21 protein-coding genes and 1 tRNA gene are annotated in these 24,681 nt (G+C 67.1%); 12 read left to right on the forward strand and 10 right to left on the reverse strand.

Features of this window, described 5'->3' with window-relative positions; genetic code table 11:
- Nucleotides 1-333 precede the first annotated feature (333 nt).
- The 4 genes from Q8Q80_RS08120 to Q8Q80_RS08135 all read left to right on the forward strand — a co-directional run bounded on the left by Q8Q80_RS08120 (nt 334) and on the right by Q8Q80_RS08135 (nt 2,964).
- Nucleotides 334-1,008 carry a response regulator transcription factor gene (locus Q8Q80_RS08120; RefSeq protein WP_257092676.1) on the forward strand — a complete coding sequence of 225 codons (675 nt, stop codon included), beginning with the start codon at nt 334-336 and terminating at the stop codon, nt 1,006-1,008.
- Complete coding sequence (locus Q8Q80_RS08125) at nt 995-2,509, forward strand: sensor histidine kinase N-terminal domain-containing protein (protein WP_305632428.1); 1,515 nt, start codon at nt 995-997, stop codon at nt 2,507-2,509. The genes Q8Q80_RS08120 and Q8Q80_RS08125 overlap by 14 nt, the downstream gene beginning before the upstream one ends.
- Nucleotides 2,506-2,832, forward strand: coding sequence for a hypothetical protein (locus Q8Q80_RS08130; RefSeq protein WP_305632429.1), 327 nt, complete (start codon nt 2,506-2,508; stop codon nt 2,830-2,832). The genes Q8Q80_RS08125 and Q8Q80_RS08130 overlap by 4 nt, the downstream gene beginning before the upstream one ends.
- A 56-nt stretch (nt 2,833-2,888) precedes the next feature.
- Nucleotides 2,889-2,964 (forward strand) — tRNA-Phe (locus tag Q8Q80_RS08135).
- Nucleotides 2,965-3,237: 273 nt separating this feature from the next.
- Here the strand turns inward: Q8Q80_RS08135 and Q8Q80_RS08140 are convergent.
- Together Q8Q80_RS08140 and Q8Q80_RS08145 are read right to left on the reverse strand one after the other, a co-directional pair.
- A complete protein-coding gene (locus Q8Q80_RS08140; protein ID WP_305632430.1) occupies nt 3,238-4,101 on the reverse strand; it encodes a nucleotidyl transferase AbiEii/AbiGii toxin family protein in 864 nt (287 codons plus the stop codon).
- The gene (locus Q8Q80_RS08145; RefSeq protein WP_305632431.1) at nt 4,098-4,703 is read right to left on the reverse strand and encodes a type IV toxin-antitoxin system AbiEi family antitoxin domain-containing protein; all 606 of its coding nucleotides are present in this window, start codon (nt 4,701-4,703) and stop codon (nt 4,098-4,100) included. The genes Q8Q80_RS08140 and Q8Q80_RS08145 overlap by 4 nt, the downstream gene beginning before the upstream one ends.
- Before the next feature lie 9 nt (nt 4,704-4,712).
- Here Q8Q80_RS08145 and Q8Q80_RS08150 point away from each other — a divergent pair, with 9 nt between their 5' ends.
- Nucleotides 4,713-8,300, forward strand: a complete 3,588-nt coding sequence (locus tag Q8Q80_RS08150; RefSeq protein ID WP_305632432.1) for a BTAD domain-containing putative transcriptional regulator — start codon at nt 4,713-4,715, stop codon at nt 8,298-8,300.
- Nucleotides 8,301-8,435: 135 nt separating this feature from the next.
- Complete coding sequence (locus tag Q8Q80_RS08155) at nt 8,436-9,902, forward strand: PEP-CTERM sorting domain-containing protein (RefSeq protein ID WP_305632433.1); 1,467 nt, start codon at nt 8,436-8,438, stop codon at nt 9,900-9,902.
- A gap of 134 nt (nt 9,903-10,036) precedes the next feature.
- On the opposite strand, the gene Q8Q80_RS08160 is transcribed toward Q8Q80_RS08155, so the two are convergent.
- Complete coding sequence (locus Q8Q80_RS08160; RefSeq protein WP_305632434.1) at nt 10,037-10,960, reverse strand: PEP-CTERM sorting domain-containing protein; 924 nt, start codon at nt 10,958-10,960, stop codon at nt 10,037-10,039.
- A gap of 355 nt (nt 10,961-11,315) precedes the next feature.
- Between Q8Q80_RS08160 and Q8Q80_RS08165 the strand changes: the two genes are divergently transcribed.
- Nucleotides 11,316-12,962, forward strand: coding sequence for an NAD(P)/FAD-dependent oxidoreductase (locus tag Q8Q80_RS08165; RefSeq protein WP_305632435.1), 1,647 nt, complete (start codon nt 11,316-11,318; stop codon nt 12,960-12,962).
- Nucleotides 12,963-13,189: 227 nt separating this feature from the next.
- The gene (locus tag Q8Q80_RS08170; protein WP_305632436.1) at nt 13,190-14,083 is read left to right on the forward strand and encodes a helix-turn-helix domain-containing protein; all 894 of its coding nucleotides are present in this window, start codon (nt 13,190-13,192) and stop codon (nt 14,081-14,083) included.
- Here the strand turns inward: Q8Q80_RS08170 and Q8Q80_RS08175 are convergent.
- Nucleotides 14,055-15,752: a sulfatase-like hydrolase/transferase gene (locus Q8Q80_RS08175; RefSeq protein ID WP_305632437.1), complete on the reverse strand. Its 1,698-nt coding sequence runs from the start codon at nt 15,750-15,752 to the stop codon at nt 14,055-14,057. The two genes, Q8Q80_RS08170 and Q8Q80_RS08175, sit on opposite strands and share 29 nt — an antisense overlap.
- Nucleotides 15,753-15,901: 149 nt before the next feature.
- Here Q8Q80_RS08175 and Q8Q80_RS08180 point away from each other — a divergent pair, with 149 nt between their 5' ends.
- Nucleotides 15,902-16,732 (forward strand): creatininase family protein, encoded by an 831-nt coding sequence (locus Q8Q80_RS08180; protein ID WP_305632438.1) that lies wholly within the window; start codon nt 15,902-15,904, stop codon nt 16,730-16,732.
- A gap of 16 nt (nt 16,733-16,748) precedes the next feature.
- Here the strand turns inward: Q8Q80_RS08180 and Q8Q80_RS08185 are convergent, their stop codons facing one another.
- Nucleotides 16,749-17,873 carry a GTP cyclohydrolase II gene (locus Q8Q80_RS08185; RefSeq protein ID WP_305632439.1) on the reverse strand — a complete coding sequence of 375 codons (1,125 nt, stop codon included), beginning with the start codon at nt 17,871-17,873 and terminating at the stop codon, nt 16,749-16,751.
- A 109-nt stretch (nt 17,874-17,982) separates the two neighbouring features.
- Here Q8Q80_RS08185 and Q8Q80_RS08190 point away from each other — a divergent pair, with 109 nt between their 5' ends.
- Entirely contained in the window at nt 17,983-18,837 is an 855-nt protein-coding gene (locus Q8Q80_RS08190) for a RibD family protein (protein ID WP_305632440.1), read from the forward strand.
- Here the strand turns inward: Q8Q80_RS08190 and Q8Q80_RS08195 are convergent.
- The 5 genes from Q8Q80_RS08195 to Q8Q80_RS08215 are packed head-to-tail and all read right to left on the reverse strand — an operon-like array spanning nt 18,777 to nt 23,146.
- Nucleotides 18,777-19,718, reverse strand: coding sequence for a lysylphosphatidylglycerol synthase transmembrane domain-containing protein (locus Q8Q80_RS08195; protein ID WP_305632441.1), 942 nt, complete (start codon nt 19,716-19,718; stop codon nt 18,777-18,779). The genes Q8Q80_RS08190 and Q8Q80_RS08195 overlap by 61 nt on opposite strands.
- On the reverse strand, nt 19,715-20,644 hold the full coding sequence (locus tag Q8Q80_RS08200) for a hypothetical protein (RefSeq protein WP_305632442.1): 930 nt from the start codon (nt 20,642-20,644) through the stop codon (nt 19,715-19,717). Before Q8Q80_RS08200 ends, Q8Q80_RS08195 begins: the two co-directional genes overlap by 4 nt.
- The gene (locus Q8Q80_RS08205; RefSeq protein WP_305632443.1) at nt 20,641-21,702 is read right to left on the reverse strand and encodes a glycosyltransferase family 4 protein; all 1,062 of its coding nucleotides are present in this window, start codon (nt 21,700-21,702) and stop codon (nt 20,641-20,643) included. The genes Q8Q80_RS08200 and Q8Q80_RS08205 overlap by 4 nt, the downstream gene beginning before the upstream one ends.
- Nucleotides 21,699-22,097 (reverse strand): 6-carboxytetrahydropterin synthase, encoded by a 399-nt coding sequence (locus Q8Q80_RS08210; protein ID WP_257092761.1) that lies wholly within the window; start codon nt 22,095-22,097, stop codon nt 21,699-21,701. Before Q8Q80_RS08210 ends, Q8Q80_RS08205 begins: the two co-directional genes overlap by 4 nt.
- 35 nt (nt 22,098-22,132) lie before the next feature.
- Nucleotides 22,133-23,146: a zinc-binding alcohol dehydrogenase gene (locus Q8Q80_RS08215; RefSeq protein WP_305632444.1), complete on the reverse strand. Its 1,014-nt coding sequence runs from the start codon at nt 23,144-23,146 to the stop codon at nt 22,133-22,135.
- A gap of 145 nt (nt 23,147-23,291) precedes the next feature.
- Between Q8Q80_RS08215 and Q8Q80_RS08220 the strand changes: the two genes are divergently transcribed.
- A complete protein-coding gene (locus Q8Q80_RS08220; RefSeq protein WP_305632445.1) occupies nt 23,292-24,029 on the forward strand; it encodes a CDP-alcohol phosphatidyltransferase family protein in 738 nt (245 codons plus the stop codon).
- Nucleotides 24,030-24,066: 37 nt separating this feature from the next.
- Entirely contained in the window at nt 24,067-24,678 is a 612-nt protein-coding gene (locus tag Q8Q80_RS08225) for a YceI family protein (RefSeq protein WP_305632446.1), read from the forward strand.
- Nucleotides 24,679-24,681 lie beyond the last annotated feature (3 nt).

Here is a 24,681-nt window from a genome sequence, read left to right on the forward strand (position 1 = left end):
ATTCCGAAAAAACCCGCGCGAGCGGGTTTTTTCGTTAACAATCGGTCTGCGGCAGGTGTGCGGACGGAAGTGTCGGTCCGGACGACGGGCCGAGCCGGGAACAAAATCGGGAGAAATACGGAAAGCGACGCTTGGAAGAAAAGGTGGCGGAGGGTGCCCCGTGCAGGGAAATGGGGCACCCTCCGGAGCGAGCGCCGGCATGCCGGCCACGCCCCCGAAGACCAAAAGACGGAGAACTGCAGAATATTCAGGTGGGCTTACATCTGCCTTACACTTGAATGACGAATGCAGTCACGCGCTCATCGAGGAGGCGGCCGCGAGGCCGCAAGCGACATGCACATACTGCTTGCAGAAGACGATCCGGTCATTTCCGACGCCGTGGTACGCGCGCTCAAGCGCGCCGGCTACGCGGTGGACAGCGTGGCCAATGGCAGTGAAGCCGACGCCGTGCTGCATGGTCAGGGCTTCGATCTCGCCATCATCGACCTCGGGCTGCCGCGCCTGTCCGGCATCGAGGTGATCAAACGCATGCGGGCCCGCAAATGCACCGTACCCATCCTGATCCTCACGGCGCAGGACGGCATCGATGACCGCGTGCGCGGACTCGACGCCGGTGCCGACGACTACATGTGCAAGCCGTTCGCACTGCCCGAACTCGAAGCGCGCGTGCGCGCGCTGACCCGGCGCGGCACCGGCATGCCGACGCGCATCGAGGTCGGCCCGCTGGCCTACGATCAGGCCGACCATGTCGCCAGCGTCAACGGACAGGCCATCGAGCTGTCGGCGCGCGAAACGGCGCTGCTCGAAGTGCTGCTGCTGCGCGCCGGCCGTCTGGTGAACAAGGAGCAACTGGTCGATCATCTGTGCGGCTGGGGCGAGGAGGTCAGCAACAACGCCATCGAGGTGTATGTACATCGGCTGCGCAAGAAGATCGAGCACAGCGGCCTGCGCATCGTGACGCTGCGCGGCCTCGGCTACTGCCTGGAACGACCGGATGCCGTCGCGTGAAAAGCTGAGGCAGCGGCGCAACAAGGCCGACGAGAGGGCGGCCGGCGAACACAACTCGCTGTTCGGCGAAATCCTCGACTGGATGCTCGCGCCGCTGATGTTCGTGTGGCCGATCAGCATTGCCATCATCCACAACGTGGCGGACGACATCGCCCACGCGCCTTACGACAAGGTGCTCGGCGACAGCGTCTATGAGCTGAGCCGCCAGGTGCGTTCGACACCGGTCGGCGCCGCGCTGGTCACGCCGCCGCAGATGCGCGACCTGTTCCACATCGATGGCGAAGACATCATCTATTACCAGGTGCTCGACGGCAGCGGCCGCCTGCTGGCCGGCGACGCCGAAATTCCCGACGTGCCGCAGGACCTGCCGTGGAAAGCCGGCGAACTGTATTTCCGCGAAGGCCGCGTGAACAACGAAGACGTGCGCATTGCCTACACGTTCCAGCCGGTTACCACCATTCCGGATTCCTACGTGACGGTGCAGGTCGCCGAAACGCTGAACAAGCGCGAGGCGCTGACGTCGCGCATCCTGTCCGGCGTGCTGCTGCCGCAGTTCGTCATCATTCCGATCGCCGTGGTGCTGGTGTATTTCGGTCTGGCGCGCGGCCTGCGCCCCCTGAACCGGCTGCAGCGCATGATCGAGAAGCGCCGCCCGACCGACCTGTCGCCGATCGAAGTCCGGCGCGCGCCCGAAGAACTGCGGCCGCTGATCAGTGCGCTCAACGACATGATGTTGCGGCTCGAGCTGAATCTGGCGGCGCAGCGACGCTTCATCGCCGACGCCGCGCACCAGATGCGCACCCCGCTGACCGGCCTCAAGAGCCAGGCCGAACTGGCGCTGCTGGAAAACGACCCGGCGCAGATCCGCGCCTGCATGGAGCAGATCTTCGTCAGCGCCACCAGCTCGGCCCACCTGATCAACCAGTTGCTCGCGCTGGCACGCGCCGAATCCAGTACCGAGAAGGTGCATGTGGTCGAGCGGCTGGAACTGAACGCTCTGGTCGAGCGGCTGGTGGCCGACTGGGTGCCTGCCGCCCGCCTGCGCCGCATCGACATCGGCTTCGAGCGCGCCCACGTGCCGCTGCATGTCGACGGCAATCCGGTGCTGCTGAACGAAATGTTCAAGAACCTGATCGACAACGCCATCAAGTACACGCCGATCGGCGGCATGGTCACCGTGCGTCTGCGGGCCGACATCCGCGCGCTGTTCGAAGTCGAGGATTCCGGCCCCGGCGTGCCGGCCGAAGACCGCCAGCGCGTGTTCGAGCGCTTCTACCGCGTGCTCGGCACCCAGGTCGAAGGATCCGGCCTCGGCCTGCCCATCGTGCGCGAAATCGCCGAACTGCACCGCGCCGACGTCGAACTGCTCGACGCGCGCAGCGAGTCCGGCCTGCTGGTGCGCGTGTCCTTCCCGCGCGTCATGCCTGAAACCGAAGCGCCGCGCGACGACGACGCGCCCAGCTGGCACTCGGCCCCCGCCGGGGCCGGACGCCCGGCATGACCGCCGGCGCCGATACCCTCGAACTCGCCCTGCGCGTCGTCGTCGTCCTGAAGGGGCTCAACGAGCTGCTGCTGCTCACCTTCATCGCCCAGGGTGCGCTGTGGCTGCTCGCCGGCAGCCAGCGTCAGCACAACCTGATCTACAACGCCTTCAACCTGGTCGGCGCGCGCATCCTCGCCATCACCCGCCGCATCACCCCCGCCTTCGTGCCCGACCGCCACCTGCCGGCGGTCGCACTGTTCTGGCTGCTGCTCGCCGAACTGCTGCTCATCATCGCCAAGATCAGCCTCGTGCTCGAACTGCAGGCCCGCCCCGCCGCCTGAATACGCCAAACTCTTTGACACTGCCTGCCCGACGCATTACCATCGCGGCCTCGCGTGGCCTGGTAGCTCAGTTGGTAGAGCAGCGGATTGAAAATCCGCGTGTCGGTGGTTCGATTCCGCCCCAGGCCACCACGCATGCAAGCCGGTTCCCGCTACAACGCGCGAGCCGGCTTTTTACATGTGGCGCCGGTGTTCTACAAAAGCGGTGACGTCCTTCCGCGGACCTTCCCCGGATGCTGATGACCTGCTCGTACGTTCTCCGATCACCTGAAGTCCGGCCGGATGTTCCGAGGCACATTACAGCTCCGAAAACCAACTCTCGGACTGGGCCGAAGAATCCAGGCACATCAAGACCACCACTGACCGTGGCGAAGGGCGCGAAGCGGCTGCCCTATGAAGGGATATTCAACGAGCGACGGCGTTCAACGCGGGTGCCAATGCCACGCTCAAGCGGCCGACGATGTCAGGCAAAGGTTCTGGCGGAAGTTCGTTCTTCTTGAGAAATGCCAGCCACAGGGCCTGCCGCGAAGCGTCGTGCGCAAACTCGTCCGTCAGACCGGCTGGCAGCGCTTCAGGAATCGCCATGCCCCGTCTAGCGAACGTGGCCTTGATCGCCCGGGCCAGCAGATCGGTGTCCAGAGTTTCTCGTTCCAACAGCACCGACAGATCGAAGTAGTCCTTCAAGCGGCTGTTGGTCATGCCCAGCAAAGCGATGGCGTGGAGCTTTTCCGCGATGACGGTGTACGTTGGGTAGGCCCGCAGTCGCGGTGCGGGCATTTCCTCCAGCAGTACCGGATAGACCGAATCAACAGGCGCCGGGGTGACTGCGTCGCCGAAGCCGACGTCGATCCGGGTTTTGCAGCGTGCTCTGGCCAGATCGCCCGCAATGATCACGCGAACGCCGCCGTAGCCAGCTTCCTTGCGGATCTCCTCGACCGTGACGGAGGCAGGGTCGAACACGATGCCGTCGTCGACCGCTACAGCTGCGATGTCCCGGAATACCTGGGACACTGACGCAAGATCGCTGGCACCAGACCCCCACAGGTCGGCATCGCGTGTTGCCCGGTGTGGCATGTCGTACCAGAGCGTGAACAGCAGCGCACCTTTGAGCAGAAAGCGATCCGCGTGCGGCGACTGGGTCAGGCGATAGAGAATGCGCTCCAGGGCAAAGCGCACCAGCACCTGATTGAAATCGACACCTTGTGCCCTGGCGACGTTGAGCAGGCGCGCACGGACGGATGCCGAGACATTCGGGGTGGACGCGCTCATCCGACACTTTCCAGGTAGGGGCGCATCACGTTGGCCACCCGGCATATCTTGGCGAAACGCCAGATGTCGTCGACGGAGGCCTTGCTTCGCGCACGGGCGTCTTTCAGCGCCTCCAGCGCCACATCCAGACCGATTTTGTTGCGGTGCTTGAAGCAGTCCGCCACGGTCTTGGCCACGCTGTACACGCGGAGCCTGACACTGTCGCGTTCGACCTCCTCAATCCCTGCCGAGTAGGCATCGCCCGTGAATTGCACCATCTTGACGGGTGGGTAGTCGATACGGGGCGGGTGGCTGCCCCGAGGCATGGCGATCCAGATCTGACGCGGCAGCTGCGTGGTCAGCTCATGAAACTGCAGCGCCGTGAGCAGGCAGAACACCGCTTGAGGTACCTTGGTGGCGATGGTGCCAAGGCTCTCGAATTCCGAAACCTGTGCATCCGGCAGACGGTACAGGCCACGCCCCACCTTCTCCAGCAGACCCGCGGCGGTCAGGCGCGTCAGAACGACCCGAGGCGCACTGATGGCGTCCAGATCGCTGGCGCGCAGTAGCCCCTTCTGGCTGGCCAGATCGAGGACGCGCTGAGTGTGGGTACTGGAGTGCATGGGTGAAGTATGTTCCTTTATTTCGTCGAAGGAAATTTTCGGAAGATAAAACGAAACATTTTCCCATGTCTCCGGGCCTCGCCGCCGGGCCGGGCCGGGCCGTGGTGTGCAGGGCTTCGTGCGGCGAGCCTGCGTCGCGTCGACGAAGCAGGCCGTGGGCATGTCGTCGGGATTGGCGCCGCTCGAAGTCGGCCCCTGACTTGTTCGCTGCATATCGTCTCGTTATCATCGACCGCGTGCAGACAGCAAACGCCCCGCGCCCTCGCTCAAGGGACAGGCGAGACGAACATGCTGCAATTGCAGTGCCTTGGAGACCTGACGGTGGTCGTGGACGGTGCAGCCGTTGCCTCGCTGACCAATTCGAAGGCGGCCGCATTGTGGTTGTACGTGGCGCTCAGCGGGAGCGCGTGCTCGCGCGCCGTGCTGGCCCGGATGTTCTGGGGTGAACTCGACGAGGCCGCTTCTCGCGCAAATCTTCGCTTCGTTCTGACCCGTTTGCGGCAGGAACTCCCCGCTCATGTTCAGGCCGACCGCACCACCGTCAGCGTGCCGGCCGATGCGCGCTGGATGCTCGATCTGTCCGCGCTCGATACGCCGTTTTCCGCTTCCGCAGACAGCGTTGCCGCGCTGCTTGCACTGCGCATCGAGGATTTTCTCGCCGGATTGCGCTTGCGCAAGGCCCCGGAATTCGAGGACTGGCTCTCCCTGCAGCGCGAAACGCTGGGCAGGAAATACCTTGCCCGTCTTGACGAGGCAGCCGATGCGCTGCGTGCCGCCGGGGATCAACGGGGCGAGGCAGAAATACTGCGGCGTGCGCTGTCCGTTGCGCCCTGGTCCGAACAGCATCATCAGGCGCTGATCCGGAGCTACATCGGCATGGGGCAGCGCACTTCGGCGATTGCCCAGTACGAAGCATGCAGAAAGGCCCTGCAGCGCGAGCTCGATGCTGCACCGGACGCCGCGACCGACGCACTTTACGAATTTGCGCTGCAAACAGGCAGCGCAGCCGGGCCGGCACCGGTGGCGGGAACGTCGGTCGCCAGCGCGTCCGGCGCACAGCCGTGGCCAGTGCGCAGGGTGACGCTGGACGAAACCCTTCCATGGGTCGGGCGTGGCGAAGAGCAGGCGCGCATCGTGTCCCTGCTGTCCAGCGCCGATGCCCGCGTGGTTACGCTGGTGGGGCCGGGCGGCATCGGCAAGACACATCTTGCACTGGCCGTGGGTGCGGCGCTTTCCGGGCAGTTTCAGGATGGCGCCTGCTTCGTGGACCTGTCCGATCTGGCGCCGCAGACCGGTGCCGAGTGCGCGGCGCTGGTCGCGCACCGGGTGGCGGCTGCGCTGGGCATCGCCTTGCCAGCGGGGCGCGAGCGCGAATCGTTGCTCGAAGTGCTCGCACCAGGCCGGCAGTTGCTGATTCTCGACAACTTCGAGCAGGTGGCCGATGCACGCGATCTGGTGGCGATGCTTGCCCGCCATGCCACCGGCCTGCGCATTCTGGTCACCAGCCGCCATCAGCTCGGGCTGGCCACCGAATGGGTCGTCAGGCTTTGCGGCTTGCCGTTCCCGGACACCGATCAATGGACACCGGAGCTGCGCAGCGCGCCCGCGCCCAGCCTGTTCTGCGAACTCGCGCGTCGCCAGCAGCCCGGCTTCGATGCGGACGCAGACGGCGTTCACGTCCTGCGACTCTGCCGCGCAGTCGAGGGGTATCCGCTCGGTCTGGTGCTGGCGGCCCGCTGGCTCGCAACGCTGTCGTGCCGAGACGTGGCCGAACGACTTTGTGCGGGCGCTCACGTGCTCGGCGAGGCGCCGGCCACGTTGCCGGAAAATCCCCGCCACAGCGACATGGCTTCGGTGTTCGATCATTCGTGGCGTCTGCTGGAACCGGCGGAGCAGCAGGTACTCAGCGCCCTGTGCATGTGCCGGGGCGGCTTTACGCCTGATTCCGCCCTGGCTTTCTGTCGTGGCACGCTCGCGATTCTCGCGGGCCTCACCGCCAAGTCGCTGCTGCAGCCCGCTCGGCATGGGCGGCTCGACGTACATCCGCTGCTGCGTGATTTCGGCGAGCGCAAATTGCTGCAATCCGGGGCGAACGGCGCAGTGCGTGATGCCCATGCGCGGCATTTTCTGGCGCTTCTGCAGGCTGGCCATCAGCGTTTCGAGTCCCAGGCGGACACCGTCGCGCTGGACGAGCTGCGCGCGGAACAAGGCAATCTGCGAGTGGTGTTCGACCATCTCGTGAATTCCGGGGCCATTGACGCGCTTGCGCGCCTGCTGCCGGGACTGTGTGCCCTGTACCGGATGCAGGGCTGGTTCGACGAACTTGCCGGTCTGCTGCAGCGGGCCCTCGCCATGCAGGGATTGCCATCGGCTTGCGCTTCGAGCTGGCAACTCTGGCTCAGCGATGTTTTCTTCCAGCTCGGCCGTCACGCGGAGTGCCGCGCCGCGGCGCTCGAATGCCTGGCCCGGCAGGGTGACATCGACATGGAGCAGGGCTCGCCGAACCGGCACATGCTGCGCGAGTTCGCGCGTACGCTGAACGGTCGCTGGTGGCGGTACGGGAACCTCGATGCCGACGCCGAAGTGCTCGTTTCCCGTGCCCACAACAGGCTTGCACAGGTCTATTTCTTCGAAGGCGACCGGCCGCGATTCGTCGCAAGCTCCCTGCGTTCGATCAACATCGTGCGCGCCGGCAGCCTCCCCGAGCATCTTGCCTCCGGTGCGCTCGTGCTCAGCTACACACCGTTCAAGTCAGAGGCCGCGCGCTATGCGGCCAGGGCGGAGCGCTGCCTGGATCAAGCCGGGATGGCCGAGCAGGCATGGACCCACGAGCAGCTCTGTCTCTACCGGCTTGCCGGTGGCGACCTGGACGCCGCCCGGGGGCACGGACAGACCGGTGCCGACATCTTCTGGCGGCTGCGTCAGTACAGGAACTGGGGCGAATGCACGGCACTGGTCTCCTATGCCCACGAGTTCGCAGGCCGGCTCGAAACGGCGCGCACGCATATGCTCACGCTGTGCGAGGAAGGACGGCGTGTCCGCGAGGCCGCGTCTGAACTCTGGGGGCTGCTCGCCTTGTGCACGATGGACCTTCGCATCGCGGCCTCCACGCCGCATGTTGACCTGCACACCATCGACCGGCTGGCCGCCAGGGTAGTGGATCCGAATACCCAGTTGCTCCGCCACGGCGTGCTTGCCTGGTGGTTTGCGCGAACCGGGCGCAAGGCAGAGGCGCTGTCATCGATCGACACCTTTTGCCGCGTGTTCGACCGGGCAACGATGACGTCCATCTATGCCCTGAACGGCTTCACCGGCTGTGCCATGGCGCTGGTGGTGGTGGCGCATCATGAGACCGGCGATCGACGAGCCCTGGTCGCGGCCGGCGAAGGCCTGATCGGGCGCGCGCTGCGTTTTGCGCGCCTGCTGCCCGCAGCACGGTCGCGCGTGAGGTATCTGCAGGCGCTGTGGTGGATGGCGAGCGGTCGCCGCACACGCGGCGAACGTCGGCTGGCGCGGGTGCTGAACGATCTGCCGGCCGGCATCGATCGTGCCGGATTCTCGGCCGGACTGCATTTGCCCCGTGAAGGACGTAAATAAAATCAATGAGATAAAAAAATAACGGCGCGATCTTCGCAAACTAACGCGCAACTAACGACCTGTTCTTCATTGTTGGATCCCGCACCGCGCCGTCGTCTGCTCGGTCGATGTGCCCACCGGACTCTGGAGACCACAATGAAGATCAATCCTTTATGCAGTCGCAGTCGCGCCCTTGCGACGCTGATGGCCGGACTGCTTGCAGGCGCCGCGGCATCCGACGCGCGCGCGCTTGAACTGCTCACACAGAATGTGTCGTTCAACACTGCCGGCCAGAGCATCTGGAGTGAAGGCGATGCGTTCGATTTCAGCTACGCCCAGTTCTTCGGTGCCACATCGCCGCGCAAGACCAGCGTGTACGACCCGAGGGCGGTGTCGGGCAAGGTGGAAATCAAGGTGCTGCCCGACTTCGACTGGTACGTGAATCCGTACTTTTCCCTCACCACGGATCTGACGGCGGGCATCGAAGTCGGCGCCAACATTCATGGCGGCTCCATCGATGCGAACCTCGACTACACCATCGCCATTTCCGCGCCCGGGCCTATCGTCCGGGGTGAGTATTTCCAGCTCGAGGCGGTCGCCAGCACCCGCGGCAGCAGCGCCTTTGCGACCCGCCCGGCCAACGCATCGGCCTGGGTGGATGGCATTCTGGACGTGTATGCCCAGAGCTTCATCCGGTTTGAGACGGCACGTGATCTCGGCGATCACGACTATCGCCTGACCACCACGCTGGCCAATGTCGATGTGCGCAAGGAAATCGTGTCCTTCAATCGCGATGACAGCGGCCGACTGCGCATCATCGGAGCCGGAGATGTGGGCGGCGTCGGCAGTGTTTACACGCTGCCTGCTGCGGCCCTGAACGGCTCCACGCGTGTGACCGCCGGCGACTGGCGGGTGTCGGCGAACGGTGCGCTCGGCACCGATACGCTGACCGGTGCAGGCCAGACAACGCTGCTCACCGCAGATATCGACGTGGACCAGTTTCTGCTGAGCGGATCGGACGTACTGGGTACGCGGCTGCGCAGGGATTTCGGCGTCATCGACATCGATTTCGGTTACGAAATCGTGGATCTGGACGCTGCACTGACCGTCGGGCTGCAGCAGAGCTTCGAGGTGTCCGGCGACGTGCTCATGCAGCTCAGCTTCAGTGAGGCTGTGCGGCTGGAGAATATCGGCGAAATGACGCAATGGATCGGCCGGATCGACGAACTTCCGGCGATCGCCGTGCTGGGTGACGATGTGACGGTGGATGCCCGGTTCCTCGTCGATGCAACGCTGTCCAACCGGACCGGCATCACGTTCGGCGCGTCCCTCGACCTGACCTTGCTGGAGCTGTTCGCCCGCGCGAGCTATGACGTGTCCTATTTCGGATCCGATCGTCGCGGGCAGTTCCTCAATGCGCGGTATGGCCCCGTGTATCAGTGGTCGTCCGCCTCGAACGCACTGGAAATCCCCGTGTTCGACAACGAATTCGCGCTGGGCGGTTTCCAGTCGGTCGACGGCGGCAGTTTCGTGCTGAGTGCGGTGCCAGAGCCCCGCACAGCAGGACTGCTCTGCGCGGGTCTGCTCGTGCTGGGGCTGGCGGTGCGCAGACAACGGATTTGACCCGGGTTTTCAGCAGGGCATCCGCCCGGCGCCGAAGGTTGCAGCAACGCGTCGCTGGTAATGAGGTTCGTCAAATTTCGAAGAGCATCGAAGGCGATCGGCGCGCGCCGATCGGGCACCGTGTCCGGGCAGCGTCAGGGTGTGTTGCGCCGGCGCTGCAGGGTGCGCGTGCCCACGAAGGCCAGGCCAAGCAGCATGAGCAGCGCCGTGTGCGGCTCGGGAATGGCGGGTGGCTGCACGTAGTCGTAGCCGCCCACGCCGTCGATGTACACATCCACGCCAGGGTCGGCTGAAGCGAAATAGAGGTACGCGGAATTGCCGTAGCTCGACTGCGACGTGCGACCGTTCGCCACCTCGTCCGCCTGCCAGGCGGCAGTGCTGACACCGGTCGAGGCGCGCAGGCTGTAGTCGACATCCAGCGTTTCGCCGATGTAGGCGATGAACGAGCCACCCATGCCCGCAATGCTTCTCTGCGCGCTGTTCGAGGATTCGGTATCGCCGAACAGGACTGTCTCGATGCCGTCGCGTCTGGCGACCACGTTCAGATACAGCGTGCCCTCGCCGATGCCGGTGATGTTGAATACGGTGCTCAGCGTGACGGCCGTTCCGTTGGCGAGTGTCGAGGACCTGATCCTGATACGGTCTTCGACGGCCGCATAACCGTAGCCGCTGATGCCCGGCACGAAGGCGCCACCCGTGCCGGTGACTTCGACCGCGACAGAGGCGTGCAGCGAACCCGGCAGCGCGAGCGCGAAGGCATCGCCGGTCAGCCGGAAGTTCGGAGAGCCGCTGGTGTTGCCCGGTGCATACACTTCGCGCAGCAGCTGGCTGCCGGTCGATACGCCATTCTGGTCGGTGACCAGCAGCGGCTGGTCGAGCAAGCGGTTGCACTCGCGCGTGTCGTTGTTGGTGGTGCAGGACGTGTTGCCGGGACCGATGACGTTCGGCTCGTATTTCGTCTCGACGTGCGCATACACGGAGGCGGTTGCGGCGTGGACGGTCGGGCTGGCAAACGCGAAAAGGAGCGCAACGGATGAGCTTGCAATGGCGATTCGCATGCGGGCGACTCCTCAGGCTGTCTGACTGCAGTGTAGGTCACCGCCACGACAAGTACAGGAACGCCACTGACCGCCTGAGCCCTGCAGTTGATGGATCCTGTTTCGCCGGCGTAGCGGGTCGTGAGCCGAGAGAACCTGTTGTCACCCCACCCTCAGCGGCGACGAAGCGCGGCATCCCGCCGCCGCCGCGCAGCGCGCGCCCGGATCGTTCAAGCAATCGCCGCTTTTGTTCAAGCCGCGCGGCGCGCGTGTCTCTACAGTCGGGCTCCAATGGCGTTCGTCCGGTGGGCCGGTTAGTCTTCCGACACCGAAGCGGCACGCCAGGAACCGGCACACAGACCCATAAGGAGGAAAAATGACAACATCTACCGTGGCTACCAAGGCAGCCGACATGCAGGGCAAGGTAACGACTTTCGACGCGGTGGTGATCGGCGCCGGTGTGGCCGGCATGTACCAGCTGTACCGGCTGCGCCAGCAGGGGCTCAAGGTGGTGGCCATCGAAGCCGGCTCGGCCGTCGGCGGCACCTGGTACTGGAACCGCTACCCCGGCGCGCGCGTCGATTCGCAGGCCTACATCTATCAGTACTGGTTCTCCGAAGAACTGGCGAAGGAATGGAACTGGAGCGAGCGCTTCCCGGCCCAGCCGGAAACCGAGGCCTACCTGAACTTCATCGCCGACCGCTGCGATCTGCGCAAGGACATCCGCTTCAACACCCGTGTCGTCGGCGCCCGCTTCGACGAGGCGACGAACCGCTGGCAGATCCGCACCGATGCTGGTGAAGTGCTCGACGCCAAGTATTTCGTGTCGTGCGCCGGCATGCTGTCGGCGCCGCTGACCTCGACCTTCCCGGGGCAGGAAACCTTCAAGGGCCCGATCTTCCATACTGCACGCTGGCCGAAGGAGCCGGTGCAGCTCGCCGGCAAGCGCGTCGGCGTCGTCGGCACGGGAGCGACCGGCATCCAGGTCATCCAGACCATCGCCAGCCAGGTCGGCCACATGAAGGTGTTCATGCGCACGCCGCAGTACATCATTCCGATGCGTAACCACAAGTACGGCGACAGCGACCGCGCGGCGCAGAAGGAAGGTTTCCAGGACATGCGCCAGCGCGTGCAGCGCACCTTCGCCGGGTTCGACTACGACTTCGCCGGCGACAGCTTTTACGACATGACGCCCGAAGCGCGGCGCGAGCTGATGGAAAAGGTGTGGGCCGACGGCTCGCTGAGCTTCTGGCTCACGCTGTACCCGGAAATGTTCACCGACCAGAAGGTGAATGACGAAGTGTCGGAATTCGTGCGCGAGAAGATGCGCGAACGCATCAAGGACCCGGTGCTGGCCGAAAAGCTGATCCCGACCAGCTACGGTTTCGGCACCCACCGCGTGCCGCTGGAAACGCAGTTCCTCGAAGCCTTCCTGCGTCCGAATGTCGAGATCGTCGACGTGAAGGCCTCGCCCATCGTGTGCGTGACACCGGAAGGCGTGAAGACGGCCGACGGCAAGATCCATGAACTGGATGTGCTCATCCTGGCCACCGGTTTCGACGCCGGCAGCGGTGCGCTGACCCGCATGGACATCCGGGGTCGCGGCGGCCGCTCGCTGACCGAAGACTGGAACAAGGACATCCGCAGCACGATGGGCCTGATGGTGAACGGCTATCCCAATCTGTTCACCACCGCCGCGCCGCTGGCGCCGTCGGCGGCATTCTGCAACATGACCACCTGCCTGCAGCAGCAGGTCGACTGGGTGACCGACTGCATCCAGTACATGGAAAGCCATGACCTGAAGGTGATCGAGCCGACGAAGGAAACGGAAGACAAGTGGGTCGAGCACCATGACGAGATCGCCAACGCGACGCTGGTGACCAAGACCGACTCCTGGTACATGGGCTCGAACGTCGATGGCAAACCGCGCCGTTTGTTGTCCTACATCGGCGGTGTCGGCACCTATCGCCAGAAGTGCGACGAGGTGACGGCGTCGAGCTACGCCGGGTTCAGGATGCGGTAAGGCGTCGCCGGTCGCGGACGCACGGGACGGGGGCCTTCGGGTCCCCGTTTTCATGTCCGCCGCGGCACGCGCCGTTCGCGACCCGGTCACAGCCGGGCCGGCGACGCTCTGGTAAGCTCGTTCCGGGGAATGCATGGCGTCGGCACGTGTCGAACGCGAAAGCCGCCCCGACAACACCGTTCAGGGCAGGCGACCGGCCGCACCGGACCGGCAGGAGGAGAAAAACGATGGGACGCGCCATCACACCGGAAGAGCTGCTTGACTGGGTGCCCGGAACCGTACTGTCGTCGAGCGACAAGCTCGGCTGGAAGGGCGTTTCTCACCGGGCCTATCATTACACCGGGCTGGACGTGGCCATCCCCCCGCTGGATCATTTCATGGTCGTGCGCTACAGCGCCGGCCAGACGCCCATGAACCGCTGCTTCGACGAGCGCTGGTCGCGCGCGCACTGTGCGCCGGGCGACGCCTCGTTGCTGACGATGTCGCAGGCGTCGCACTGGCGCTGGACGCATGATCTGGACGTGTCGCACGTCTACCTGTCGAACACCCTGATGGACCGCGTGGCCGGCGAAGTCACCGAACGCTCGGTGGCCGAAGTGAGGTTGCGTGACGTGCTGTGCGCAAAAGACCCGACGCTGGTCGCCATCACCGACGCCATCACCAGCGAGGCAAAGCAGCACGGCATGGGCGGTCCGCTGTACGTCGAGGCGCTCGGCACCCAGCTTGCGGTGCACCTGCTGCGCAATTACGCCGACGTGCGCTTTCGTTCATCGCACGACCCGGGGCGGCTGTCGTCCGCCCAGCTGCGGCGCGTGCTCGATCTGATCCACGCGCGGTTGCACGAGGCGCTGACGCTGGAAGACATGGCCGAAGCGGCGGGGCTGGGCGTGTGCACCTTCAGTCGCCGGTTCCGCGAAACCCAGGGCCGCGCGCCGCACGCCTTCGTCATCGACCAGCGTGTGAAGCGGGCGCGCGAATTGCTGACGATAGGCGATCTGGCGGTGAAGGAAATCGCGGCCTCGTGCGGCTTTTCGGATCAGGCGCACATGACGCGCGTGCTGCACGCCCGACTCGGTCTGACGCCGGCAAAGCTCAGGGCATCAGGGCGCTCCGCCGGCTGAGATCGCCGGCGAACGCGTCGATCAGCGTTTGCGTCAAGCCATGCATCGGCCCGATCGCCGTCACGTCGGGCTGCAGTCCGCGACGGAATCCGGCCACCTCCAGACGCGCCAGCAAGGCCTCGTCGGTGCCGATCACGTGCACCGGCACATCCCATGACGCATTTGGCCCGGTGACGCCGCCGACCGGCTGGTGGTCGCCGATCACGATGAGCAGCATGTTGCGGGGCGCCTCTTCACGCAGCCAGCGGGTCAGCCAGTCGAACTGATAGTGCATCGCGTCGATGTAGGCCGGCGTCGGGTCGGTCCACGACACCGGCGCGGTCAGCGCCCGACTGACGTCCTCATCGGAGAACGCGTCGGCTGCTAGCAGTCGCTGCGGGTCGGCCAGATACGGTGGCACCGGCCGGAATGGCGCGTGCGTGGTGAGCGTCGGGAACACGATGAAGCGCGGCGCGCGCGGCGTCGACGGGTCGACGCCGTGCAGCGACACGGTGCGCAGGCCGGCGTCGCCTGTGTCATCGTCCGCGCGGTTAAGCTCCTGTTGCTGCAGCAGCGCGATCGACACCTGATCCGGAATGCGCCAGTAGCCAAAGGGCAGGCCGGCGTAGCCGGTGTTGTCGGCATCGGCCAGGCGGTCGAAACCGTAGAAGGCACCCTCGGGCCAGGGGCGCTGCAGGCCGGGCATCCAGCCTATGGTGCGGTAGCCGTGCTGCGCGAAGTGGCTGACCAGCGTCGGCCGCTGCGTGGTCAGCAGCAGCGCGTAGTCGTCCGGGTCCTGCGTGTCGATGCCGGACAGCAGCGCCGCGTGCGCCAGCCAGGAGGCGCCGCCGAAGGTCGGCGAGGTGACGCGCGCCGACACGACCTGCCGGCCGCCGGCGTCGAGTGCCTGCTGCAGCAAGCGGCGCCGTTCGGCAAGCGCCGCAGCCAGTTCCGGCCGGTCCAGCGTAATTGCGCCATAGGCTTCGGCAAACAGCACGAACACGTCGGCACCGCCGAGCGCAGCGACGTTGCGGTCGAACGCCGGTCCGGGGCCAAGCTCTCGCTCACCCGCGCTGCGTGACAGCGCGCGGCTCAGCAGGCTGGCCTGCGCCGCCACCATCGTGCCGACCGGCGGCGCAAACATCCGTTGCAGGTCATGGTGGGCGACCGATGCAGCGCCGTGCGTCAGCAGTACGGCGCAGCCGAGCGCGGCCAGCGGCGCCTGCCAGCGTGGCGTGGCGGCCGCGGCGCCCAGTGCGCGCACGCAGGCGCGCACCAGCATGAACAGCAGTGCCAGCCCGGCGCAGGTGGCGAGCAGTACGGCGGCAATCTGCCAGCCGGCGGCGAATTCGCCACCCATGCGGGCCAGCTGCCACAGGTGCCGGCCATCCCACCAGGCATTGACCGGCCGGCCGAGCAGCGCCGGAATGGTCACGTCGATGTAGTGCAGCAGCACCCACAGACTGGCGAGCGCGGCGACGATGCCGGTCACGCGCGCCGATACGGCGCCGCGCCAGCGCGCCCACAGCACCAGCACAAGCAGGCCGGCGAACAGATCGACCGACAGGCGCGCCTCCGGCCGCGGCCAGGCGCTCGGCCACAGATTGCCGAAGGCGAGCAGCGCATTGAGCACGATCAGCGCAAGCAGCAGTCGAAGAAGGCTTTGAAGCGGTGCGGTCGGGTGGGGCATCACTGGGCTCGGGCCTCGGGGGCTCTGATTTCGTGGCTCACGCTGCGTGGTCAGGGCAGCAGGCGTGGTGCAGATTTCGCTGTCTTGTCGGACCGCCCGGTAGTATCGGGCCGGACAGGCGCCGCCACGGCATTCAACGGAGACACGGCATGGCAGACGGTGCAGGTGAAGGGCAGTCGGGCGACAGCTCCTGGTGGCAGGACCTGACGCCGCAGCGTATTGCGCAGTGCGCCGCGCGCGGTGGCGTGGCGCTGCTGCCGCTGGCGGCGATCGAACAGCATGGCGAACACCTGCCGCTGAGCACCGATCTCGATATCGCGAACGGACTGGTCGCGGCGGCCCTGCCGCGTGTGCGCGCCGATGTGCCGGTGTGCGTGCTGCCGCCGCTGGCCGTCGGGCTCAGTCTGGAACACACCGGTTTCGCCGGCACCCTGAGCCTGAGCCCGGAAACCGCGCTGGCCGCGCTGGGCGAAATGGGCGACAGCGTGGCGCGCGCCGGCTTCCGGCGGCTGGTGCTGTTCAACAGCCATGGCGGCAACAAGTCCCTGGTCGATCTGGCCGCGCTGAAGCTGCGTGCCGCACACGGCATGCTGGTGGTGCGCGCCAATTACTTCCGCTTCGCACTGCCGCCCGGTGTGCTCGATGCGGACGAACTTCGTCACGGCCTGCACGGCGGCGCGCTGGAAACGTCGATGATGCTGCATCTGGCGCCACACGCGGTGCGCCGCGAGGCGCTCGGTGACTTCCGCAGTCTGGGGGCAAACATGGCGGCCGACGGCTGCCTGCTCGGTCCGGAAGGTGAAGCGGGCTTCGGCTGGATGGCGCAGGACCTGCACGGCTCGGGTGCCACCGGCAACGCGCTGAACGCCACCGCCGCACTGGGCGCGCGGCTGGTCGATCACTTCGCCGCCCGGCTGGCACAGCTGATCGACGAGGCGTACGACTTCGATCTGGCGCAGCTCAAGCCGGCGCCGCGCTGAGCCGCCGACCACGTACTCAGGCACGGCCGGCGCCGTCGGCCAGCGTTCGCACGCCGAGCAACTCGCCCAGACTGTGCCCCTGACGGCGCGCCTTGGTTTCCAGGTAGCGCTTGTTCTGCGACGTGAGGTCGCCGTAGATCGCCTGCCGCGCCACCACATTGATGCCGGCATGGCGCAGTGCGTCGATCTTGCCCGGATTGTTGGTCAGCAGCAGCACGCGCGATACGCCCAGCTGGTCGAGGATCTGGTGCGCGATGCGGAAATCGCGTTCGTCGTCGCCGAAGCCGATGACCTGGTCGGCATCGATCGTGTCGAGGCCGTCGTCCTGCAGCGCGTAGGCGCGCAGCTTGTTCGCCAGGCCGATGCCACGCCCTTCCTGCGACAGGTAGAGCAGCACGCCGCCGCCCTGCGCATTGATCGCCGCCACGCCGCGGCGCAGCTGTTCGCCGCAGTCGCAGCGCAGGCTGCCGAACAGGTCGCCGGTCAGGCAGGACGAATGCAGCCGCACCGGCACCGGCTCGGCCCAGTCGTCCGGATCGCCGATGACGATGGCGACGTGCTCGCGCAGGCCGTCGGCTTCGCGGAACAGCACGAAGCGGGCTTCGTCGGCGTCGGCCAGCGGTATGCGTGCTTCGCTGATGCGCGTCAGCACGCCGTGGCCGCCGTCGCACAGTGCCAGCACGTCGGCCGTACCGACCGACAGCAGATGGCCGCTGGCGATTTCGGCGGCGACCAGCGCGGCGCGTGCCGGCAGCACCGGAAAGGCGACGGCCGCCGGCAGCAGTTGTGCGCGTCCGAGCAGGCGCAGCGCAGCCGCGGCAGCCGTGCTGGCAGGCGCGCGCAGCAGGCCGTCCGGCAGCCGGACGTCGCGCGCACTGGCCAGCCGGCGCAGCTGCGCACTGTCGGTCAGGCCGGTCGGCGTCAGCGACTGCGCCTCATCGCTGATAGGGTGGCCGAGTGCCGCCAGGCGATGGCGCGACAGCACCAGTTGCGGCACGCTGCCGGTCAGCAGCTGTGCATCGGTCAGCGCATCGTCGGTCAGTGCTTCGACCGGCAGGATCAGGGTGTCGCTGCCGACGTCGGCCAGCAGCACCGGGACGCCGCGTCGCAGGTCAAACAGGGCTCGTTCGGCTTGGCGCATGTCGTTTTTCCGAATTGATGTTGGATTCGATATTGATGTTGTCTGAAGATGCCCGTTGCCCGTCCGTTGTCGTGTCGCGGCAGTCACCCCGTGAAGGAATCCAGTGCGGATGTCGCTGACCGAAGTCGCCGAAGATGAAGCGTGGGCCCTCGTCCTTCAGGCCCGTTGCGTCGATTGGTCCGCAATCGGGCTGACAAGTTTCCGTCATGAGCACGTCACGCTCGACGTGACACCGGGCGGCGCGTGGGCCAGCACCCCTCCGGCCAGCCCTGCAGCCGCCGCACTGTTCGACATCTTTCTGCCGCTGCTGGCGCGTTGCGCGCCGCTCGCCATCGCGCAGATCGGCCAGAGCCTGGACGGACGCATCGCCACCGAAAGCGGTCATTCGCACTATATAAATGGCGACGAGGCGCGTCGTCACCTGCACAGGGTGCGTGCCGTGGTCGATGCGGTCGTGGTGGGCGTCGGTACGGCGGATGCCGATCAGCCGCAGCTGACCGTACGCCATGTCGCCGGGCCGCATCCGGTGCGCGTGGTGCTCGATCCGCGCGGGCGCGCACGGCGCAGCGGACCGCTGTTCGAACAGGCGGATGCGCCGACGCTGCATGTGGTCGCATCGGGTCAGGGCACCGTCGCAACGCCGGCTCACGTCGAATGCATTGAGCTGACCGCGGATGCAGACGGATTCGCGCCGCAGTCAGTGCTCGCGCTGCTCGCGTCGCGCGGCCTCAAGCGGGTGCTGATCGAAGGGGGCGGGGTGACCGTGTCGCGCTTCCTGCACGCCGGCGCACTCGACCGGCTGCACGTCATGGTCGCGCCCCTGCTGATCGGCTCCGGCCGACCGGGTCTGACCTTGCCGCCGATCGGTACGCTCGACGAGGCGCTGCGGCCGCGCTGTCGCAGTTATGCCTGCGGCAGCGACACGCTGTTCGATCTGGAACTGGACGCGACGCGGGCGCGCTGACGCAGCAGCACCAGCGCGCCGGGCAGGCTGGACAGCAGCACCACCAGACCGTACGTCACGGAAATCGCCACGCCCTGCGCCGGGTCCAGCCCGGCAGCCGCCCAGATCACGGCGGCTGCGCCTTCGCGCACGCCCCAGCCGGCGACCGACAGCGGGATCGCCATCGCGAACAGCACCCAGGGCACCAGCGGCCACAGTTCGGCCGTCGGCAGCGTCACGCCGATCAGGCGCGCACAGCATATATATACGGTGATGTAGCTCAGCACGACGCCCGCCGACGCCGCGAGCTGCACCGGCCACACGTCGCGCGCCAGCAGGCTGCGCCCGAGCACGGCAGCGATGTGCCCGGACAGCTGACCACGGCGGCGAAGCACAGCAACACCCACGGCACCGGCAATCAGCGCGGCGATGATCCAGCCGGCCATGCCGTCGACCGCGCGCACGAGTGCGGACTGCAGCGGCACCGATGCGGCCAGTGCCGCCAGCGCGCACAGCAGCAGCACGAACTGGCCGGATGCGCGCTCGATCACGACGGCCTGCCAGGCGGCGTGCCCGGCATCCAGGTTCCGCGCATGTCGCCAGGCACGCGCCGCATCGCCGGCCACGCCACCCGGCAACACCTGGTTCAGAAAGGTGGCCAGGTAGTACTCGGCGTACGCCTGCCGCCTGCCGAGTGGGGCGCCCAGCCGCGCGGCGGTGTAGCGCCAGCGCCAGGCCGAAAGCGCCACCTGCGGCACGCTCAGCAGCACGGCAGCGATCAGCCAGCCGGGCGATGCGCCGCTGATGGCCGCGCCGATCGCCGCACTGTCCAGCGTGACGGCGAGGCCGATCAGCAACGCGGCACCGATCGCATAGCGCCAGATGGCGCCGCCTGTCCTCATATTTCTACGCCGGGTTCGGCGTACAGATCGAAGTGCCCGACTTCGATCCGGGTCGATTCGAGAGCCAGCGCCAGCTGCCGGCGTGCGTGCCACGCATCGATGCGCGCAGCCGCATGCGGGCACTGTTCGGCGGCCGCCGTGCGCCAGCCGTCGAGCAGGGCGGCGGCCAGCGCGCGCTGGCCGGCGTCGGCGGCATGCAGCCGCCACGGGCTGTCGGCCAGCGTGACGCGAAACCCCTGCGCTTCCAGCAGGGTGGCCAGCCGCGGCGCTGCGCGGGCGCCGAGTGCGGGGCCGGCATTTCTGCCCACGCCGTCGCTCGCTGCGCTTCCCGCTCCGGGGCCCTTGTTTCGTTGCTGATGTGCATTGAAGGCGGTCCGCACGAAGGCGTCATCGGGATCGGCCACCTCGCCATCGTCGATCGCCCAGTGACCATCGACGCTGAGCGTGATCAGCACCGCGCAGCCGGCATCGGCACAGGCGTCGGCGAAGCGGATCAGCCAGCCCTCGTCGACCAGATCGATCAACGCCGAAGCGCTGACCAGATCGATGCCGGCAAAGTCGTCTTCGGCCAGCGTGTTCAGCGCGCGCAGCAGGATGTCGACGCCGACCGGCCGGCCGTCGCTGTCGTACAGCGCACCGCAGCTGCCTTGCGCCAGCGCGAGCAGCGCCGGGTCGTGATCGACCAGCTGCCAGTGCTGCGGCCCGGGCAGGCGGGGTGCGAGGTAGTGCGGATTGGCGCCGCTGCCGCTGCCCAGATCGATCAGTCGCAGCGGCCGGCCGGCTCGCGCGCACAGCCAGTCGTGCGCCAGCCGGTTCAGCGGGTCGGCGCGGGCGGCGGTGTCGGCCGGGCGGCGCAGGGCGAGCCAGCCGGCGTCGAAGACCGTGTCCGGGTGCGGTGCGTCGAGGCGCCGGGGCGGGACGCTCATGCGGCGTGGTCCTTCACCGCAAGCAGGTTCCGCAGCGCGGCGGCGAAGGCGTCGCCGGCGGCAGTCCAGTCCGGCAGGTCGGCGCGCAGGGCGCGTGCGCCTGCGCGCAGCGCGTGGCGGGCGGAGGCGTCGCCGATCAGGTGGTGCAGCACCGCCGCCAGCGTTGCCGGGTCGCCGGGCGGCACGGCGACACCGCTGCCCGGCGGCAAGGTGTCGGCGAGCGCGCCGCCGGTCGTCGTGAGAACCGGCAGACCATGCGCCAGCGCTTCGATGATCACCATGCCATAGCCTTCGTAGTGCGACGGCAGCACGAACAGGTCGGCCGCCCGCCAGGCGGCGGCCAGTGCGGCGTCGCTGCATTCGCCGTGCAGGCGGATGCGCGCGTCGAGGCCGGCGGCGGAAATCTGCGCGGCCACCTGCGCTGCATGGCCCGGCGTACGCGTGGTCGAGCCGATGCAGTCGCAGGTCCAGTCGAGGTCGGCGACCGATGCCAGCGCCGCCACCAGTACATCGTGGCCCTTGCGCGGCGTGATCGTGGCGACGCACAGCAGGCGCGGCGGTTGCTGGTCGGCAGCGGCGAGTGGCGCGGCATCGACGCCCGGCTCGACGACGGCGAGCGGTCTGCCGCCGACGCCGTAGTGAGCCAGCCGGCGCGCGGTGAACCGGCTGCTGGTGACGATGCCGGCCATGTGCGAAAGCGCCATGCATTCGCTGCGCAGCAGGGCACGGCGCCGGTCGGCGTCGAGACCGGTCTCGTCGGCCAGCGGATGGTGGATCAATGCGATCAGGCGCAGCCGCCCGGCGTGCGCGGCCGCGACGTCGGGCAGGCCGCCCAGTGCCAGACCATCGATCACCACGGTGCTGTCGTCGGCCAGCGCGGCCAGCGTGCATTGCAATGCACGGCGCGCCGTGTCGTCGGCGTCGGGGAAGCGGCCGGGCAGGCCGGTCACCTCGACTGTCCAGCCGCGCGCACGCAGCGCGGCCACGATGCGTGCGTCGTAGCGGTAGCCGCCAGTGTGCTGCGCCGGGTCGCCCGCGACGATGAAATGCAGCGTCACAGATCCGCTTCGTAGCCGGCCCAGGCGACGTGCGATTCGTGCAGCGTCACCTTCAGCCGGTCCAGCCCGCGACCGCTGTCGCCAAGCCGGCCGTCGCGCGTGGCGGCGGCGATGCGGTCGAACACCACGCGCGCCATGAATTCGGTGGTGGTGTTCTTGCCGCTGAACGCCGGCTCTTCGTCCAGATTGCGGAAGTTCAGGTCGGCCAGCACGTCATGCAGCACGGTGCTGGCGAGACCGATGTCGATCACCAGCCCGTCGGCGTCGAGTTCGGCGCGCTGGAAGCACACGTCTATCAGGTAGGTGGCGCCGTGCATGCGCTGCGCCGGGCCGAAGATTTCGCCCTGGAAGCTGTGCGCAATCATGATGTGGTCGCGGACGGTGAGGCTGTACATGGGAGGTCCTTGGTAACGGAAACAGGAATGAATACTCAGCCGGGCGCGTAGCGGATGCGATGGCACAGCACACCCGCGCCATCCGCGGCCAGCGCGGGCATCAGGTCGGGCAGATCGGCGAAATCGCTTTCGCCGCTGATCAGGATATCCAGACTGTGGTCGACGAGCAGCGACAGCGCGAGTTCCATGCGCCGCCGATAAGACCAGCGCGGCAGCCGCGCGGGTGGCAGGTGACCGACCTGGCTGGAACGCAGCGTGAGGCGCTTTGCGTGGAAGGCTTCGCCCAGTGGCAATGCGACCGCCAGCTGACCGAACCAGCTCATTTCGATCACGGTGGCTTCGAAGCCGGCCATCGCCAGCGCGCTGCGCAGACCGGCGGCGCTGCCGCTGGCGTGGATGACCAGATCGCATTCCTGTCTGCAGTCGGCCGCGTCCGGCGCGAGCACGGCGAGGCCGAGCGCAGCGGCCGGCGTGGCGCGGCCCGGGTCGATGTCGATCAGCGAAACCTGTGTGCCCGGAATGCGCGCACACAGCCAGGCGACCAGCGTGCCGACCACGCCGGCGCCGATCACCGCGATGCGATCGCCGACCGAAGGTGCGGCGTCCCACACGGCGTTGATCGCGGTTTCCATGTTGGCGGCCAGTACCGCGCGCGCGGCCGGCAGGCCGTCGGGCAGCGGCACGACCGCGTCGACGGGCACCACGTAACGCTGCTGATGCGGGTGCAGACAGAACACGTTGCGGCCGCGCAGCGCGGCAGCCTGTTCGCCCAGGCCGTCCTCGACGATGCCGACGCTGATGTAGCCGTATTTCACCGGGCCCGGGAACTCGCCCTGCTGGAACGGCGCGCGCATGCGCTGGTATTCGCTTGCCGGCACTTCGCCGCGGAACACGAGGCTTTCGGTGCCGCGGCTGATGCCGCTGTACAGCGCACGCACGCGCACCTCACTGGCGCGCAGTGCCGGCAGCGCTTCGGTGCGCAGTTCGCCGATGCCGGGCGCGACGGTCCAGAATGCAGACGTGTGGTCGATGGACGTGTCAGTAGGCATGGTTTTTCGTCGTGAGCGAACGATTCGATGCTTCAGGGTATCGAAACGCGAGTTGAAGTATGCAGGCCGATGGACGTGCCGCCACACCGGAAGGTTGCACGGCGACCGACATGCAGGCCTCGGGACAGCGTTCAGGGAGATCGGCTTGGCAGCAGGACTGGGGAATGCGCGACCGCTGGACACCGTGCCGCCGATGTGGGTGGATCTGCTGGCGGGTGGTGCGCTGCTCGCCATCCTGACAGCCGCGCTCACGCACGCGCTCGATCTGCCGCCGCGGGTCGGTGGTGCTGCACTGTGTGTATACGTGGTGATGGCGGCACTGCTGCTGCGCCACGGGCCGGACAGGCGCCGACCGCTGGGCGCGGCGAACCGGGTGACGCTGTTCCGTGCGCTGCTGGTGGCCTTGCTGGCGGGCACGCTGGCGAGCCCGGCCGTGCTCGCGGCGCAGGCGACGCCATTCGCCATGCTGGCGCTGGCCGCGCTGCTGCTGGACGGGGTCGATGGCTGGGTCGCCCGCCGCTTTGACGCCGCCAGCGATTTCGGCGCGCGTTTCGACATGGAACTCGACGCCTTCCTGATCGCAGTGCTGTGTATGGCGCCGGTACTGCTCGGCAAGGTCGGGCCCTGGGTGCTGGCGATCGGCGCGATGCGCTACGCCTTCGTCGCCGCGATGCCGGTCTGGCGCTGGCTCGATCGCCCGCTGCCGGACAGCCTGCGCCGCAAGACGGTGTGCGTGGTGCAGGTGGCCTGTCTGCTGGTGTGCCTGCTGCCGGCGGTCGATGCGCGCACCACCGCCGCATTGCTCGGGCTCGCGTTGCTGGCGCTCGCGGCCTCTTTTTTCATCGACATCCGCTGGCTGTACGGTCGGCGGACACGCGCATGACTTCGTCGGATTTCCGATTGAACCGGGAGGGCTTTCCATGAAAACGATGCATCCGCTACTGCAGCACCTGTATCGCCCGCTGCTTGTCGCGCTGGCCTGCGGCACATTCGGCACCACTGCACAGGCCGAACCGCGCACCTATGACATCGATCCCGATCACTTTTCGATCGGTTTCGGGGTCGCACATATCGGCTACGCCGACATCCTCGGCCTGTTCCTGAAGGGCAAGGGCAGCTTTGTCTATGACGAACAGACCCGCAAACTGAGTTCAGGGCGCGTCGTCGTGTCGGCCGACAGCGTGTTCAGCAATCACAAGGCGCGCGACAACCACATTCGCGAGAACGATTTTCTGGACGCCAAGCAGCATCCGGACATCGTGTTCGAAGCCACGGGATACGAAACGACCAGCGCGACAGCCGGCAAGCTGGCCGGCAAGCTCACGCTGCTCGGCCAGACCCGGCCGGTCACGCTGGATGTGACGCTGAACAAGGCGGCCAGCTACCCGTTCGGCCACAAGAAGCACACGCTGGGCATTTCGGCGCGCACGACGATACGGCGCAGCGAATGGGGCATGACCTATGGCGTGGAAAAGGGGCTGGTCGGCGATGAAGTGGCGCTGACGTTCGAGCTGGAGGCGATCAGGCAGTAGCCG

Source organism: Methyloversatilis sp. (genome assembly GCF_030698125.1).
Lineage (GTDB): Bacteria > Pseudomonadota > Gammaproteobacteria > Burkholderiales > Rhodocyclaceae > Methyloversatilis.